This is a genomic window from Methyloglobulus morosus KoM1 (genome assembly GCF_000496735.2).
Classification (GTDB): Bacteria; Pseudomonadota; Gammaproteobacteria; order Methylococcales; family Methylomonadaceae; genus Methyloglobulus; species Methyloglobulus morosus.
Genome location: NZ_AYLO01000159.1, coordinates 1 through 14,203, shown reverse-complemented (window position 1 = coordinate 14,203; position 14,203 = coordinate 1). Strand labels below are relative to the sequence as shown.

20 protein-coding genes are annotated in these 14,203 nt (G+C 47.4%); 11 read left to right on the top strand and 9 right to left on the bottom strand.

Annotation, left to right across the window (positions count from 1 at the left end; translation table 11 throughout):
- Positions 1–119: 119 nt before the first annotated feature.
- The 5 genes from MGMO_RS17865 (at position 120) to MGMO_RS17845 (ending at position 3,262) form a co-directional block, all read left to right on the top strand.
- Positions 120–1,073, top strand: coding sequence for an ABC transporter ATP-binding protein (locus MGMO_RS17865; protein ID WP_023496489.1), 954 nt, complete (start codon positions 120–122; stop codon positions 1,071–1,073).
- Between the two features lie 10 nt (positions 1,074–1,083).
- Positions 1,084–1,848 carry an ABC transporter permease gene (locus tag MGMO_RS17860; protein WP_023496488.1) on the top strand — a complete coding sequence of 255 codons (765 nt, stop codon included), beginning with the start codon at positions 1,084–1,086 and terminating at the stop codon, positions 1,846–1,848.
- A gap of 119 nt (positions 1,849–1,967) precedes the next feature.
- Positions 1,968–2,684 carry a hypothetical protein gene (locus MGMO_RS17855; protein WP_023496487.1) on the top strand — a complete coding sequence of 239 codons (717 nt, stop codon included), beginning with the start codon at positions 1,968–1,970 and terminating at the stop codon, positions 2,682–2,684.
- 93 nt (positions 2,685–2,777) lie between these two features.
- Positions 2,778–2,966 carry a hypothetical protein gene (locus MGMO_RS17850; RefSeq protein ID WP_023496486.1) on the top strand — a complete coding sequence of 63 codons (189 nt, stop codon included), beginning with the start codon at positions 2,778–2,780 and terminating at the stop codon, positions 2,964–2,966.
- Complete coding sequence (locus tag MGMO_RS17845; RefSeq protein ID WP_023496485.1) at positions 2,951–3,262, top strand: type II toxin-antitoxin system RelE/ParE family toxin; 312 nt, start codon at positions 2,951–2,953, stop codon at positions 3,260–3,262. Before MGMO_RS17850 ends, MGMO_RS17845 begins: the two co-directional genes overlap by 16 nt.
- Before the next feature lie 31 nt (positions 3,263–3,293).
- Here MGMO_RS17845 and soxA read toward each other — a convergent pair whose 3' ends face one another.
- The 7 genes from soxA to MGMO_RS17810 all read right to left on the bottom strand — a co-directional run bounded on the left by soxA (position 3,294) and on the right by MGMO_RS17810 (position 8,590).
- The gene (gene soxA, locus MGMO_RS17840; RefSeq protein WP_023496484.1) at positions 3,294–4,166 is read right to left on the bottom strand and encodes a sulfur oxidation c-type cytochrome SoxA; all 873 of its coding nucleotides are present in this window, start codon (positions 4,164–4,166) and stop codon (positions 3,294–3,296) included.
- 12 nt (positions 4,167–4,178) lie between these two features.
- On the bottom strand, positions 4,179–4,490 hold the full coding sequence (gene soxZ / locus MGMO_RS17835; RefSeq protein ID WP_023496483.1) for a thiosulfate oxidation carrier complex protein SoxZ: 312 nt from the start codon (positions 4,488–4,490) through the stop codon (positions 4,179–4,181).
- 1 nt (position 4,491) lies between these two features.
- Positions 4,492–4,950 (bottom strand): thiosulfate oxidation carrier protein SoxY, encoded by a 459-nt coding sequence (soxY, locus tag MGMO_RS17830; RefSeq protein ID WP_023496482.1) that lies wholly within the window; start codon positions 4,948–4,950, stop codon positions 4,492–4,494.
- Between the two features lie 28 nt (positions 4,951–4,978).
- On the bottom strand, positions 4,979–5,326 hold the full coding sequence (gene soxX, locus MGMO_RS17825) for a sulfur oxidation c-type cytochrome SoxX (protein WP_023496481.1): 348 nt from the start codon (positions 5,324–5,326) through the stop codon (positions 4,979–4,981).
- Positions 5,327–5,335: 9 nt separating this feature from the next.
- Positions 5,336–5,971 (bottom strand): thiamine phosphate synthase, encoded by a 636-nt coding sequence (gene thiE / locus MGMO_RS17820; protein ID WP_023496480.1) that lies wholly within the window; start codon positions 5,969–5,971, stop codon positions 5,336–5,338.
- Positions 5,968–6,756 (bottom strand): bifunctional hydroxymethylpyrimidine kinase/phosphomethylpyrimidine kinase, encoded by a 789-nt coding sequence (gene thiD, locus MGMO_RS17815; RefSeq protein WP_023496479.1) that lies wholly within the window; start codon positions 6,754–6,756, stop codon positions 5,968–5,970. The genes thiE and thiD overlap by 4 nt, the downstream gene beginning before the upstream one ends.
- A 67-nt stretch (positions 6,757–6,823) precedes the next feature.
- Positions 6,824–8,590: a multicopper oxidase domain-containing protein gene (locus MGMO_RS17810; RefSeq protein WP_023496478.1), complete on the bottom strand. Its 1,767-nt coding sequence runs from the start codon at positions 8,588–8,590 to the stop codon at positions 6,824–6,826.
- On the opposite strand from MGMO_RS17810, the gene MGMO_RS17805 reads away from it, so the two are divergent.
- On the top strand, positions 8,585–8,845 hold the full coding sequence (locus MGMO_RS17805) for a hypothetical protein (protein ID WP_152976403.1): 261 nt from the start codon (positions 8,585–8,587) through the stop codon (positions 8,843–8,845). The two genes, MGMO_RS17810 and MGMO_RS17805, sit on opposite strands and share 6 nt — an antisense overlap.
- Positions 8,846–9,218: 373 nt before the next feature.
- A complete protein-coding gene (locus tag MGMO_RS17800; protein ID WP_023496476.1) occupies positions 9,219–9,419 on the top strand; it encodes a hypothetical protein in 201 nt (66 codons plus the stop codon).
- A 92-nt stretch (positions 9,420–9,511) separates the two neighbouring features.
- On the opposite strand, the gene lpxD is transcribed toward MGMO_RS17800, so the two are convergent.
- A complete protein-coding gene (lpxD, locus tag MGMO_RS17795) occupies positions 9,512–10,564 on the bottom strand; it encodes a UDP-3-O-(3-hydroxymyristoyl)glucosamine N-acyltransferase (RefSeq protein WP_023496475.1) in 1,053 nt (350 codons plus the stop codon).
- Between the two features lie 194 nt (positions 10,565–10,758).
- Positions 10,759–11,235: a cyclic pyranopterin monophosphate synthase MoaC gene (gene moaC / locus MGMO_RS17790; protein ID WP_023496474.1), complete on the bottom strand. Its 477-nt coding sequence runs from the start codon at positions 11,233–11,235 to the stop codon at positions 10,759–10,761.
- A gap of 77 nt (positions 11,236–11,312) precedes the next feature.
- Here moaC and MGMO_RS17785 point away from each other — a divergent pair, with 77 nt between their 5' ends.
- The 4 genes from MGMO_RS17785 (at position 11,313) to MGMO_RS17770 (ending at position 13,993) form a co-directional block, all read left to right on the top strand.
- Positions 11,313–11,546 (top strand): MoaD/ThiS family protein, encoded by a 234-nt coding sequence (locus MGMO_RS17785; RefSeq protein WP_023496473.1) that lies wholly within the window; start codon positions 11,313–11,315, stop codon positions 11,544–11,546.
- 1 nt (position 11,547) lies between these two features.
- On the top strand, positions 11,548–12,006 hold the full coding sequence (locus MGMO_RS17780; protein ID WP_023496472.1) for a molybdenum cofactor biosynthesis protein MoaE: 459 nt from the start codon (positions 11,548–11,550) through the stop codon (positions 12,004–12,006).
- A 37-nt stretch (positions 12,007–12,043) separates the two neighbouring features.
- On the top strand, positions 12,044–13,060 hold the full coding sequence (locus MGMO_RS17775) for a TIGR03790 family protein (protein WP_036308776.1): 1,017 nt from the start codon (positions 12,044–12,046) through the stop codon (positions 13,058–13,060).
- A 90-nt stretch (positions 13,061–13,150) separates the two neighbouring features.
- A complete protein-coding gene (locus MGMO_RS17770; protein WP_023496470.1) occupies positions 13,151–13,993 on the top strand; it encodes a DUF2797 domain-containing protein in 843 nt (280 codons plus the stop codon).
- Positions 13,994–14,203 lie beyond the last annotated feature (210 nt).

Here is a 14,203-nt window from a genome sequence, read left to right as displayed (position 1 = left end):
ACGAAGAGGAATGTTATCTGTTAAAATGCCGCCCACAGACAACCACAAAAAGTCGGGTTAAGTGGCTTTCCTAGCTAATTTAACTGATTTGAACAGCCACGTTAAGCATTAGTTTCAACATGAAGGCATTATCTATCAGCAACCTCAAGAAAACCTATAAAAATGGGTTTGAGGCGTTAAAAGGCATCGACCTGGAAGTCGAGGCCGGCGATTTTTTTGCGCTGCTCGGCCCCAATGGCGCCGGCAAGTCTACGGCGATCGGCATCATCAGCTCGTTGGTGACGGCAAGCAGCGGATCGGTCAGCATATTCGGCCATGACTTGGTTAAGGAACGGGAACGAGCCAAAAGCTGCATCGGCCTAGTGCCGCAGGAAATCAATTTTAACCAGTTTGATACCGTACAAGGTATTGTGCTGAACCAAGCCGGATACTACGGTATGCCCAGTAAATTGGCGCTGGAACGGACAGAATTGTGCCTGAAGCAGATGGATTTATGGGACAAGCGCAACACCATTTCCAGGCGTTTGTCCGGCGGTATGAAACGCCGCGTGATGATCGCCAGGGCCATGGTGCATGCGCCCAAACTCTTGATTTTGGACGAACCGACTGCAGGCGTAGACATCGAAATCCGCCGCTCCATGTGGAAACTGATGAAAGAAGTTAACCAGCAGGGAACGACCATCATCCTGACCACGCATTATTTGGAAGAAGCGGAAAGCCTGTGCCGCAATATTGCCATCATTGACCAGGGAAAAATCGTAGAAAACTCCGACATGGCAAGCCTGCTGGCACGGTTGAATGTCGACCATTTTATGCTGGACTTGGCGGAACCGCTCGCCGCTGCCCCGGCGTTAGAAGGATGCCATGTCGAACGGATCAGCGACAAGGTGTTGGATGTTTCCGTACCCAAAGCGATTGGGCTGAACCAACTTTTTAGCCAATTGACTGCCAATAACATCAAGGTGCTAAGCCTGAAAAACAAAAGCAACCGTCTGGAACAGCTATTTATGGATTTGATCGATTCCAAATTACCACAAAAAATCCCCTCTCCCCCAGGGAGAGGGCTAGGGTGAGGGGAATAAAATGAACAACACCATCGCCCTAAAAACCATCGTCAAGAAAGAAGTCACCCGATTCCTGCGGATATGGCCGCAAACCCTTTTGCCCCCGGCGATCACCACCGCCTTATATTTCCTTATCTTCGGCAAGCTGATCGGCAACCGCATCGGCACGATTAGCGGCGCAACGTACATGGATTACATTGTCCCTGGCATCATCTTGATGTCCGTCATCAGCCATTCTTATTCGAATGTCGTGTCGTCGTTTTACTCCACCAAATTCCAGCGCAACATCGAAGAACTGCTGGTCGCCCCCGTCCCTAACTGGGTTATCCTCAGCGGCTACGTCAGCGGCGGTATTTGTCGGGGATTATTGGTCGGCGTGGTGGTTGCCTTAATTTCCATGCTATTTGCCGACATCGTGGTGTTGCATCCTGCCATTACCATTGCCGTCGCCATCCTGACCGCCACCTTATTCTCCCTGGCGGGCTTCATCAACGCCGTGCTGGCAGAAAGTTTTGACGACATCAGCATTATCCCCAACTTTGTGCTGACACCGTTAAGCTACCTGGGCGGTGTGTTCTATTCCGTGGACATGCTGCCCGGCGTTTGGCAAACCCTCATCATGGGCAACCCCATCATGTACATGATTAATGCCTTCCGCTACGGCATGATAGAAGTGACGGATGTGGATATCCAGTTGGCGTTGATGATGATTGTGGGGTTTATTGTTTTATTGGCAGGGTTTAGTTTGGTTATGTTGCATAAGGGGACGGGGATTAAGAATTAGGAAGTGCCCCGTATGAAGTGCAACTTAATACCAAGATCGAATACGTGCTTACCCGGATTCAGCAGGCTTCATCCAGGCTACACGCTCGCTTTAAGGATACGGATTACAGGATAGACATTATGAAAATGGAATATAACAGGTCTTTAAAAGTTGCATCAAAGATGTTATTTGAAAATTATAAAGACGAAGCGCGAATTTTGAGAGATATTTTAAAACATCAAAATGTTTTATTTGAGGAAGCCAAGAGTGCTCCAATGGACGATTATAGTAAACGCTTTGAGTTGCTTGAATTAACCAAACCCTATCTTGATCAAGTGTTCAAGACTGATGCACTAAAAGTGGCGTTTATCATTACTACCGCTTGTTGGCTCGAAAACGTTACCAACACTCTCCTAACGCTGAAATTGGATAAAAAACAATTTAAAGAAGTAGATAATATCGGTCTATTAATAAAGTGGACTTATATTATTCCTCCCCTTGTCGATAAATTTAGCCTATCGAAGGGTGGTCAGGAATATCAGCATTTATATGAACTAATAAATGACCGAAATGCTTTGGCTCACCCAAAGCCAAAAACCTTTAAGGAAAATGAGTTAGATATAAATCATAAGGGTCAATTTCCGAAATATTCAGTTGGTGAATTGGATGAGGTAGCTAAGAAAATGCATGACTGGTATTTATTGCCCCGAGTATTGATTCAAAAAATACAAGACGCTGATGAAAAGTTTGGAGATCAACTTTGCCATTATGCCGGATACTTGATTGAAGAAAAGATGGCTGAGAATGAGGAATTTTATCGACAGCTTATTGAAAATCAAACATCCGCGCTTGAATAGGGGCGTAGATACAATAGTGATAGCGTAATCGGAGTTACTCTGGCTATCATGATTTGTTATTTGTGTTGAATTAAAAAAATTCTGGAGGTTGTTATGAATACCGCAAAAGCTGAAATGCAATCATTGCTTCAAAAATTGCCTGACGACTGCACATTTGAAGATATCCAATATCATCTTTATGTGATTGAGAAAGTGCGTAAAGGTATAGAAAGAGCTGAGAGTGAAGGGGTGATTTCCCAGGAAGCTGTTGAGGCACGTTTGAGCAAATGGGCTACAAAGTAGTTTGGTCGCCTGAAGCTGTTGAAGATTTGGAGTCGATTGCAAAATATATCGCTAGAGATTCAGAATTCTACGCCAGGGCAGTTGTAATAAAGGTTTTAGAACTGGTGCGAAGCATTCCAGATTTTCCATGGATAGGAAGAATCGTTCCAGAAATTGAAGATGGGAATATCAGGGAGCGGTTCGTATACAGTTATCGGGTTGTTTATCAAGTGGATCAGAATCGAATTCTCGTCGTCGCAGTCATCCACGGAAAACGATTACTCGAAAATATTTCGGACAGATTCGAAAAGCCTTGATAATTTAGCTCTTTGTAGGCCTTTTAGGTAATTATTTCCGCGTACTGGGCCCAGAAATAGGAACGCCGTTCCCCATATAACCCAAAAAATATTCCAAATTTCTGAATTCCAAGCTTTGTTCGGCAAAGGATTCGGCCTTTATCTGCGTCAAACATTCAGCAAAGCGGCGGTGCAGGCTGCCCATTTCGCCCCATTTCAAGCGATAAGTCGGCCAGTTGTTGGTATGACCTAGGGACGCGCTGAGTATTTCCGCACGGAGTTTTTTGCCGGCGTTTTGGATATGGCAGGKGGCACAGGAAAAATTTAACTGGCCGTGACGCTGGTAATAAAAGGCTTTGCCTTGTTCGTAAGCGACCAGTGCGCGGGGGGCGTCCTTGGGGATGCTTACGGCTATCGGTTTGCCGCGTGCGGAGTAGGCCAGAAACGCAAGCAGGTCAATCATCTCACCCTTGTCATAAGGTAATGCCGGTTCATGTTGACTAGCCCGGCAGTCGTTGATCGCTTGGGCTAAGGTGACAACTTCGCCTTGGATTTTGCTCCATTTAGGATATTCGTTGGCGATACCCTTATTCGGGAAGCAATCGGTATAGTGCCTGCCGTTAGCAAAAGGTTTGTTGAAAAGAACTTTTCCTGCTTCGATAGCGGTTTCATAAGGGGGAAATTCTTCGATGGCCAGCCAGGATTGTTTGGCAATCGGGTCGATTGCGTAAACGCCATTCGAGTAATCGCTGAGCTTTAAGTTGGGAAAGCGTTCTTGGTAATGCTTCCTGAATGCGGCTTGGTCTTGTTCGGGTGTGGCGGACAAGGGCAGGGCGACAAGCAAACTAAGGCTAATAAATAGCGCCCCGCACCATTGAGAAAATCCCAAGATTCCAGGTTTTGAAAAATAATCATTTTGCAGCATGACAAATCAGCATTACGTGACCGTATGTTTTTCAGAATCCTTATTGCCCAAGTTATCTACCCAGTCAATGCTGATGACATCCCCGACTTTGCCGCCTTTCAGTAGAAAAGCAAAATAAGGGTCTTTGGAAATGCCCGCCCCCATGTTGCAAGTAGCGATGGTTTTGCCATTATGAGTGACAGTCAATACTTGGATGAAATGGGCAGGGATAAGCTTATTGGTCGTCTTATCTTTATTGCGGCCATGTTCCATGGGGTGAGAAATTAGGGTGCGGATTTGGGTGTTGCCGTCCAGCCGTTTGGTGCGTATTTTTATGCTCGACATATCACCCCCCGCAGCCACCGATGGTGACTTTCACTTTTTTCTTGACGCTGTAGCAGACTTTTTCCGTTTCGGCGATTGCGTAAACGAATGATGTGCTGGCGAGTTTCAAGCGTGCCGAGATGAAAGGGTCGAGTTCTGGCATCAATTCTGCTTGGATTGCCAATGGCACGGGGTTTTGCTCGACGACGATGGCGATGCTTTGAATACCTTCAATGCGGCTAGTGACGGTCACCGGGACTAATGCACCATTCTCCGCTATCTCAGGGATGTTCAGGTCGATTTTGTCGGTTTCGATAATGGTTTTGCCCTTGAGCAATTGTTTCATCGCCGCATCGAACGGGTTGGGTGCAAAATCTGCGGCGTTCCATTCGGCGTTGGCAACCCCGGTTTCCAATAGCCCAATTCCAGCCGTGCCGAGGACTAGCGATGTTTTCAGGAACTTTCTGCGATTAGCTTTCATAATTGTTCTTCTGCCATGTATCGGAAGTTCATTTTAACTCCCATAGATAGTCAACGAGTAGGTCAATTTCAGCTTCGCTGAGGATCTTGTTTTTTCCAAAAGGCGGCATGCTGGTTTCAGGGTTAAACTGGGTGGCATCCCAGATTTGTTCACGCAATTGTTGTTTGTTCTTGAAACGGGTTGGCAGGTTTTTCAGGGCAGGGCCAATATTGCCCGGAAATTCCCCGTCTTCGATTGCATGGCAGGCCAGGCAATTGCCTTTGTCGCGGCTGAAAGCGATTTGTTTGCCTACGTTGGGTGATGGTATTGGCGTTTGTGTGATAGGGGTGCAGGATTGCAACAGCAAAAATACAAGACTAATGGCGATTATCTTCATTGATAAGTCTCAACCCTTAAATAAAGGCTGATAAGCCAACGCCGCCAGCTCGGGGTTTTGGTTGAAAACACCGCCGATAACGGCCAATAGGTCAGCACCCGCCGCCAGCAGTTGACCGCCATTTTCAGGTAGGATTCCGCCGATGGCGACTATGGGGATCTGTAATACCGATTTTGCCTTGCGTAAGGTTTCCATATCGGCAGGTGCGGCCAAAGGTTTTGACGAGGAGGGAAAGAAGCGCCCAAAAGCAACATAGCTTGCTCCTAAAGATTGCGCAGCCAATGCCCGTTCCATTGAGTTATAGCAAGATACGCCAATGATGGCGGCATTCCCTAATCGCTTCCTGGTTGCGGCTATTTCATTGTCGTCTTTACCCAGATGCACACCATCGGCATTTACCAGCGCAGCGAGTTCGACATCGTCATTGATGATGAGCGGGATGTTGTATTGATGGCAGGTCTTTACCAGTTCTCGGGCGGCGAAAGGTGCGTCAGTCGGGTTTTTGTCCCGGTATTGGATCACGACTGCGCCACCACGAATCGCAGCATCCACAGCTTCGCACAGGCTTTCGATAGAGGGTCGTTCGGTTTGGCTGCCTTGAATTTGGGTTATGGCATAAAGGCCACGGCTTGGAAAGGGTTTCATTCATCATCCACCCAGAAGAAACGGTTCGGATTATGTTGGCCTTTGCCGGTTTGGTAGGCCGCGTTTAATGCATTCCAGGTATATTCTTGGGCTTCGGAGATAGCATCAAATATGCTTAACCCCCTTGCGATTAACGCCGCTATGCTGGCGGCTAGGGTGCAGCCCGAGCCATGGTAACTGTAAGGTAAGCGATTCCAGGTATAGGTTTCGCAACAGTTGCCGTTATGAAACAGCAGGTTGCTGACTTCGGGTGTGGCCTCATGGGAGCCGGTAATCAGGACATACTGGCAACCCTTTTCCAACAGGCTTAATCCGCATTCATTAAGGTCATCCAAGCCGGTTAGCTTGCGGGCTTCGGCGCTATTGGGCGTTAACACGGTTGTCTGAGGAAGCAGAAAATTATTGATTGTGCTGATAAGGCGATCATCCGATAAATCCGCACCGCCGCCAGCAGCGAGTATCGGGTCGAAAATGATGGGAGTTGTCGGATGTTTGTTGATTATTTTATGGATAGCCAACGCGGTGTCGGGGTGACCGATCAAGCCAATCTTGATGGCTTTGACGGGAATGTCTGCCATCAAGGTCATGGCTTGATTGATAATGTTATCAGGCGTTTGCGGGATTAGTTTTTTTACATTTTGCGTATCTTGCTCAGTCAGTGCCGTGATGACACTGACAGCATGGCACTGATGACTGACTAAAGTTTCTATATCTGCCTGGACACCCGCGCCGCCACTGGGATCGTGACCTGAAAATGACAAAACGGCAGGGTAGTTAGCAATCATCCTCGTTGTTTTTGTTTGTTTTGCTGCTTCGTCGAAAAACGAAACAGCGAGGTCATCCTATAAAAAATCAGCGTTGTTTTTTGGGTAATAAGGCCATTGCTTTCCTCAACAATTGACGTAAAACCGTCAAAATTATTTGCCGTTTTATTATGACCAAGTAGCTGATTAAACCCAGCAGGAAACCGTAAAAAAACTTGGTTGTGATAGTATCTTTTGGGAGCATCGTTGTGCTGCTTGCTCCAGGCTGGACCGGCGCTTTTTGTATGGCAACTCTGGCAGGTTCGTACTCGGCATTCAGGTCAGGTAGCCCAAGGCTGCGGAAAGCATCGTAATCCTGCCAGATTGGGTATTTGCCTTTCCACATGTTTTTGGAGAAATAAGGCTCAAGGCTCATGCCATGTGCTAAAGGAATGCCCTTGTCGTCAATAAAACCTTTATAGACGACTAGGCTAATATCGCCGCCTTCGCCAAGCCCATTGGTGGTGAAAGACTTTTCGACATGGTCATGGAACATCCAAATACCCTGTCCGAAACTGTGTAAACCGTCATCAACACCGCTCAATTCCAGGTCGATGCGCTGGGCGGGTACCATGCCATGAACGTCACGGGTAATATAGGAACTTGGGCCATTGTCGACGCCATCATAATGGGTAATTGTCGGTTTATGGCCATGGATATGCAGGGCGAAGGATTCCGTATGCCCGTTCAAAACCCGTAATTTGACCTTTTCATCCTTACCCATGAGTATCAAGGAATCTCGCAGGGTATAGGGAAAAGAATGCCCGTTCAGCAGAAAGTAGTCATCCGTTGCATCGGTAGTGTCATATTCGGTGTTTATATGTTTGGCAAGCAGGCGCGGATCATTGGCCGACCGTGCAAATACTTCATGTAATTCCCGATCGACGGATTGGTAGTGTAGGTCATATTCCCTGACGTATTTTTCTAAGACGGCGACAGAAGGATGGCGAACTTGCCCGCCACCGACATTAAAAGTTTGCACCCAATTGTTAGGGCGGTTTTCCTCAACGACGAAGATACCTTGCAAGCCCATAGGAATGTGGACGTGCGGTTGTACGTGGCAGTGGTAATACATGGTGCCGGCTTGGCGGGGTTTAATGACGTAAGTTTTGGTTTCGCCTGGCATGGTATCCATGTTGCTGGTCTGGCCAACACCATCGTTACCTGTTCCGCTATGATCCATAAATGGGTGGTCGATTCCATGTAAATGGATGGAATGGGGCAAGTAGTGGGTGTTCTCCAAGACGATCCAGATCACATCGTCTTGTTCGACACGAATGACGGGGGATGGCGCACGCAACAAAGGATTAGCGATCGGTTCATACAGGCTACGGGTGGACATATCCCTAGTTTTAGGGGTAAACACCCAAAAAGTGGGTTGTATGCCGGGGGCTATATCATAGGTTGTGATCGGTTCTTTAACATCGGGTGAATGCCCATTGATTTCGACGACTTCCAGTTTGATGACAATTTTGTCGGGGTCACCATCCTTATCCACGTCGTCTGACATGGTGATAGCGTCGGATGCCAACTGGGTTGACATGAGGGTTTCCATGGATATGTTGTTAGTGCCTTTGACGAAGGCCGCTATGTCTTGTGGTGAATCAGGGTCACATAACAGCGATTCCTGGATTTTCACCCCGTCAATAACCTGTTCCTTGCGGGCTTCGGGCGAAATGAAATTGGAGCAGACGGGTTCCACTGGGCCTATGTCAACCTTAGCCGATGGGGGCAAATCAGTTGCTGCAAAACTGACAACAGGGATAAGCAGTAGCAGGACGCTACCCCATAAGGTGGCAGGGAGTTTTTGTTGCATAGGGTTGCCTCGGTAAATCATGCTTATATGCTTGGTATTGCCCACAATGGCGATGCCAAATTTTTATTATGCGCTATTTTATCCGAATATAGAGAATATGAAAGTACAGACTTAACATTATGTTGTACGGACATAAACTTTAAGGGTGATGGAGGAGGCAATACTGACAATAAGCCTCTTGGTTTGGTGCGTGTCATGATGGAGCAGTACAAATTCAATTTTGTGGGTCGTGTCGATGTTGCCTTATTGTTGTAAAGTCGATTTACAGGGTTATTATGCATCCCAAATTTCCGGTTGTATTCAAAGCTCAGGCTTTGGGTTACAGGCAGAAATTGATGAGCGTCGGCTTTTGAACGGGGCTTCTGCGTGGTGAACACAAATGAAAATTTGTGTCTTTCGGTTAAGGCTAACGCTTTTTTGGGGATATTGTTTGGGGTTTATCTGTTGTGGACGGCTAAAAAATCATCTTCACATCGGTTTTTTTATATATAGCTTTGACACAACCCCATAACTCGTGTTAAAAATTACCTCGTTGAAAATACTTCGACAACCTACTCACAACATTTGTTGAGTTGTTCCCTCGCAAGAGGGGGATAAAAAAATATTAATAACTATAGAGGATTTTAAAATGGCTGAAGCACAAGAAAAAGACAATACCTGGGTATGGGTTGGTTTCGCAATCGCTTGTATCATTTTGTTGGTTGTTTTGCTGAAGAAAGATGAAACCAAACATTTGCAAAGCGGCGCTGTTGCTGCAAGTAATGCTGAAGTTGATGCTAAATTAAATCAACAGCATACAAAAATCGGCAAAAACGACGTCTCAAAGTAAGGCTTTATGGTTATACCGTCCTTCCGGTCAAACCAGGAGGACGGTATTTTCATTTTGGGTGTTGAGTTATTAAGCCATCGCCTAACGTCACATCACTCATCAAAGCTAGCTCGGTTTTGAAGCTGGCGAATCTCTTCTTCCAGCAATTTTATCTTTTTTACCAAATCCGGCAATTTGCTGATGGCAATTTGTTCTTTGTAAGCCGTTTTCTTGTCTTTAGCAGGGCTGCCAAAAAACTGCGAACCAGCCGGTACATTCCCTGCCACCCCTGAACGCGCCATCACCACTGCGCCTTGTCCGATGGTGACGTGGTCTGCAATGCCTGAGCTACCGGCCAGGATCGCATAGTCTTCGATAGTGCAAGAGCCGGAGACCCCGGTAAGTCCGCACATGATGACATGTTTGCCAACTTTATTGTTATGGCCGATTTGTACCAGATTGTCTATTTTGCTGCCCATGCCAATCGTTGTACTGCCTAACGCGCCCCGGTCAATACAGGTGTTGGCGCCAATTTCGACATTGTCTTCAATGACCACATTGCCGACTTGGGGCACTTTCCTGTGGGCGTTGCCCCTAAACTTATAACCAAAACCGTCAGCACCGATTATTGCGCCGGAATGGATGGTTACATTGTCGCCGATAATGGTATTGTCGTAGATAACTGCGTACGGATGAATCCGGCAGTTTTGGCCGATAGTCACATTGCAACCGATATAAGCGCCAGACAGGATCGCCGTCCGATCTCCGATGTGGGTGTGTTCCCCAATAACCGCGTAAGGGCCGATGAACAGGTCATGGCCTAATGTTACGCTGTTGCCGATAATGGACTGTTCGGCAATGTGGCTGTGATACGTCTTGGCGGGATGCAGTTTTTCGACCGCTTTGATAAAACCCATTTCCGGATCTGGGCAAATAAGCAGGGCTATGTGAGCCGGAAATTCACCCGCGTGCAAACCTTCAGCGACAAAGCAAGCCGTTGCGGTGGATTCCTTGATGTATCGAACGTATTTTGGGTTAGTCAGTTGTGTGACTTGCCCTTGTTGGGCACTGGTGATGTCTGCTGCAGAATGGATGATGGCTGATGGGTCGCCGCCTTCAATCCGGGCATCGCAAAAGGCGGCGAGTTCTTTTAATGTAATTGGCATTGGGGTCTCTACAGTAATTTTGCGCGTGTAGTTTAACAAATATTCAGTGCGGCTTAGTTTGCGCCGTTAGGCAGCTAAAAAAATGGGTCGTTGTGGCGTAAATATAAATCGCCTTCAGGATATTGGCTCATTCTGGCGTATGGGAATAGTCAGCTTAAAAACTATCGATCACTTTGTAGGGTAGCAATAAACCATTAATCGCCCAACCAGTGGCCGGATTTACCACCCGCTTTTTCCAATAGTCGGACGGATTGGATCACCATGCCGCGATCCATGCCCTTGCACATGTCGTAAATGGTGAGCAAGGCAATCTGGGTGGCGGTCAATGCTTCCATTTCCACGCCCGTCTGTCCAGTTGTTTTGACGGTAGTCTGGCAACGCACCCTGTTATTGTCAAGTTCGGGTTCCAGGTCAATTTCAACATGGGTTAAAGACAGCGGATGGCAGAGCGGGATCAACTCCGCCGTTTTTTTGCAGGCCATGATGCCCGCAATCCTGGCTATGGCGAGGACATCGCCTTTCTTGTGCGCCATATCGACAATCAACTTCAGCGTTTCGGCTTGCATCTCAATGTAGCCTTCGGTGACTGCCATACGTTGGGTAACCGATTTGTCGCTAATATCGACGATATGCGCTTCACCCGCCTGATTAAAATGTGGTGTATAGGTCATTTATGGGTAAAATTAAGGTTTATTTCGGTTATACAGTCACGCATTGAAGTGATTATTGTGTGTCCGTGGGATTGTCTATGTCAATTAAAGTCCGTTATTTTGCAAGTTTGGGTGAGCATTTGGGGAGGTCGGAAAATGACCTGGAATTTGCCCAAGGTATGTCGGTCAAGGACATTTGGGTGCTGTCCACGTCAGGCGCACCGATTCCAGATAATGTATTGACGGCAGTCAATATGGAATATGCCGATCTTGAGGCGCAAGTCCAAGACGGCGACGAAGTGGCGTTTTTTCCACCCGTGACCGGAGGTTGAAATGAAAGTCGAGATTTGTCCGGAAGCGTTCAACCCGTGGCAAGCAATACAAGATTACCAAGCGGCACTCCCGTCAGCGGCAGCTAAATTTGGCGCGACCAGCATTTTTATCGGCACTATGAGGGATTATAACGACGGTGTCGGTGTGCAAAGTATGACACTGGACTATTACCCTGGCATGACAGAGAAGCAGTTGGGCAAAATCCTGGGTGATGCCGGACGGCAGTGGGAAATCATTGATGCTTACGTCGTGCACAGGGTAGGGGAGATAAGGCCTGATGAGGCGATTGTTTTGGTGGCGGTATGGTCGGCGCATCGGGGCGATGCGTTCGATGCTTGCCGTTTCATCATGGAAACCCTGAAATCGACTGCACCGTTCTGGAAAAAGGAAGTCTCGGATACAGGCCAAACGCGGTGGGTCGAAAAAAATACCGATGGCTATAAGAATGTGCAACCTTAAGCCACTCGCGAAATGGGCGTCCGTTGGCTTTGCGTCAATGGGTTGGCTGCTTTTGATAAGCGTGGGTTCTACGCTACAGGCACAGTCAGCCATTAGGGCTTTACCCGCCTGGACAGCAAAAGAAATAGCCGTTATCGTCAATGACCGTGATCCCCAAAGCGTACAGGTTGCCAAGTATTATCAAGAAAAACGAAAGATTCTGCCGGATCAGATAATCCACGTAAACTTCAAGACTGGGCTTCAAAGCCTGTCGGAAGCGGAATTCGCCGCGATCAAACAACAGGTCGACAAGCAAACGCCTGCCAATGTACAAGGCTATGCGCTGACTTGGTTGTTGCCGTTTCGTGTGGATTGTATGTCGATAACGACCGCCTTTGCCGTGGGTTTCGACAAGGCGTTTTGTGCGACTGACTGCAACGAAACGCGCCGTAATCCCTACTTTAATTCTGTGAGTTCGCGGCCTTACAACGATTTCCATTGGCGACCGACAATCGCGTTAGCCGCTAAAGATTACGCTACGGTAAGGCAACTGATAGATCGAGGTATCGCATCCGATTATTCAAAGCCCAAAGGTTCTGCTTACTTACTTAAAACCACCGATAGGGCACGAAGTTCGCGCGCGGTTTTTTTTCCGGAGGTGGTGAAAAAATTTGACGCTGTTTTCCCTGTCAACTATTTGCAAAAAAACTTTATCGAAAAGCGACCGGACGTGATGTTCTACTTTACCGGACTGATGCATGTGCAACGGATCGACCGAAATAACTACTTGCCGGGCGCCGTTGCCGATCATTTGACTTCCACGGGTGGCGTATTGACTGGCGGTTCCCAAATGTCCATCCTTGAATGGATAGGGGCCGGGGCGACAGGTAGCTATGGCACCGTCGTGGAACCCTGTAATTTCCCCGAAAAATTTTCTAATCCTGGCGTGTTGATGGATTATTACTTGAGGGGGAATACCCTGATTGAAGCCTATTGGAAAAGCGTAGCCGAACCGGGGCAGGGGATTTTCGTCGGCGAACCGTTGGCGAAGCCTTTTGCCAAGCCTGTACAGTGAAAAATTAATCAGGGACTGTCGGCATTAATGTTAATGGGCAGTTGAGCCAGGTAAGTCTGGCCGTTATTTTTAACTCAAAAGAGAAGACGAATGCAGGGACATTTACGAAAAATGCGCTCCAAGTTGGACAAGCCGGTGCAATACGAATTGCTGTTAAGCGACCAGGCTGTCCCGCTGAACCCCTTGGTTGGCAAGCCGATTAAGCTTACTTACGCTGGAAAGATTAGTTGTGTACATTGCGGCAGGCTTACCAAAAAAAGCTTTAACCAGGGTTATTGTTACCCGTGCTTTGTCTCGCTGGCGCAATGCGACATGTGTATCATGAAGCCGGAAACTTGCCATTACGCTGCCGGTACTTGCCGCGAACCCGTCTGGGGCGAGACGTTCTGTATGCAAACCCACTACGTCTATCTAGCAAACTCCAGCGGAATCAAAGTCGGCATCACCCGCCAGAACCAGATTCCAACTCGCTGGATCGACCAGGGTGCGGTGCAAGCGTTGCCCATCTTTAAGGTGCAGTCACGCCATATAAGCGGCTTGGTCGAAGTCGCCATCGCTAAACACATCAGCGACAAGACCAGTTGGCAACAAATGCTGAAAAATAACGTCGAAGAGATTGATTTAGCTGCCAACCGGGATAAATTGCTGGCGACTTGTAAAACTGAACTAACTGACATCATCCAACGCTTTGGGGCGCAGGCGATTGAGTTTTTACCTGACGAGCAAGCGGTCGAACTTCATTACCCCGTCAACCGTTATCCCGATAAGGTCAAATCTTTCAACCTGGATACCAATCCTTTAGTCACGGGAATTCTCGAAGGCATCAAAGGCCAGTATTTGTTGCTGGATACGGGGGTGATTAACTTGCGTAAGTATTCGGGGTATGAGCTTGAGTTTTCTGCGCCGGATAAGGCTGATGAATTGCTGCAATGAGTGGTTCGGGAGGAAAATATAGGATGCGCCTCGTACCTCGACACATCACACTGAGTTCATTCCATGCACCTAAATTGGTGCGTAAAACGCACCCTACAAACTCAGGAGTGAGAACGATAAATTTTTCTTTATGATAAAGCCTATCAAACCGCAAATAAAATGATGAACATAACCAGTTCGTCATACCAATTTTTTACAGAAACTTGTACA

What these genes read in the sequence shown, in the direction of transcription:
- MGMO_RS17865 (WP_023496489.1), top strand. Translation starts at nt 120, where the DNA reads ATGAAGGCATTATCTATCAGCAACCTCAAGAAAACCTATAAAAATGGG.
- MGMO_RS17860 (WP_023496488.1), top strand. Translation starts at nt 1,084, where the DNA reads ATGAACAACACCATCGCCCTAAAAACCATCGTCAAGAAAGAAGTCACC.
- MGMO_RS17855 (WP_023496487.1), top strand. Translation starts at nt 1,968, where the DNA reads ATGAAAATGGAATATAACAGGTCTTTAAAAGTTGCATCAAAGATGTTA.
- MGMO_RS17850 (WP_023496486.1), top strand. Translation starts at nt 2,778, where the DNA reads ATGAATACCGCAAAAGCTGAAATGCAATCATTGCTTCAAAAATTGCCT.
- MGMO_RS17845 (WP_023496485.1), top strand. Translation starts at nt 2,951, where the DNA reads ATGGGCTACAAAGTAGTTTGGTCGCCTGAAGCTGTTGAAGATTTGGAG.
- soxZ (WP_023496483.1), bottom strand. Translation starts at nt 4,490, where the DNA reads ATGTCGAGCATAAAAATACGCACCAAACGGCTGGACGGCAACACCCAA.
- soxY (WP_023496482.1), bottom strand. Translation starts at nt 4,950, where the DNA reads ATGAAAGCTAATCGCAGAAAGTTCCTGAAAACATCGCTAGTCCTCGGC.
- soxX (WP_023496481.1), bottom strand. Translation starts at nt 5,326, where the DNA reads ATGAAGATAATCGCCATTAGTCTTGTATTTTTGCTGTTGCAATCCTGC.
- thiE (WP_023496480.1), bottom strand. Translation starts at nt 5,971, where the DNA reads ATGAAACCCTTTCCAAGCCGTGGCCTTTATGCCATAACCCAAATTCAA.
- thiD (WP_023496479.1), bottom strand. Translation starts at nt 6,756, where the DNA reads ATGATTGCTAACTACCCTGCCGTTTTGTCATTTTCAGGTCACGATCCC.
- MGMO_RS17810 (WP_023496478.1), bottom strand. Translation starts at nt 8,590, where the DNA reads ATGCAACAAAAACTCCCTGCCACCTTATGGGGTAGCGTCCTGCTACTG.
- MGMO_RS17800 (WP_023496476.1), top strand. Translation starts at nt 9,219, where the DNA reads ATGGCTGAAGCACAAGAAAAAGACAATACCTGGGTATGGGTTGGTTTC.
- lpxD (WP_023496475.1), bottom strand. Translation starts at nt 10,564, where the DNA reads ATGCCAATTACATTAAAAGAACTCGCCGCCTTTTGCGATGCCCGGATT.
- moaC (WP_023496474.1), bottom strand. Translation starts at nt 11,235, where the DNA reads ATGACCTATACACCACATTTTAATCAGGCGGGTGAAGCGCATATCGTC.
- MGMO_RS17785 (WP_023496473.1), top strand. Translation starts at nt 11,313, where the DNA reads ATGTCAATTAAAGTCCGTTATTTTGCAAGTTTGGGTGAGCATTTGGGG.
- MGMO_RS17780 (WP_023496472.1), top strand. Translation starts at nt 11,548, where the DNA reads ATGAAAGTCGAGATTTGTCCGGAAGCGTTCAACCCGTGGCAAGCAATA.
- MGMO_RS17775 (WP_036308776.1), top strand. Translation starts at nt 12,044, where the DNA reads ATGGGTTGGCTGCTTTTGATAAGCGTGGGTTCTACGCTACAGGCACAG.
- MGMO_RS17770 (WP_023496470.1), top strand. Translation starts at nt 13,151, where the DNA reads ATGCAGGGACATTTACGAAAAATGCGCTCCAAGTTGGACAAGCCGGTG.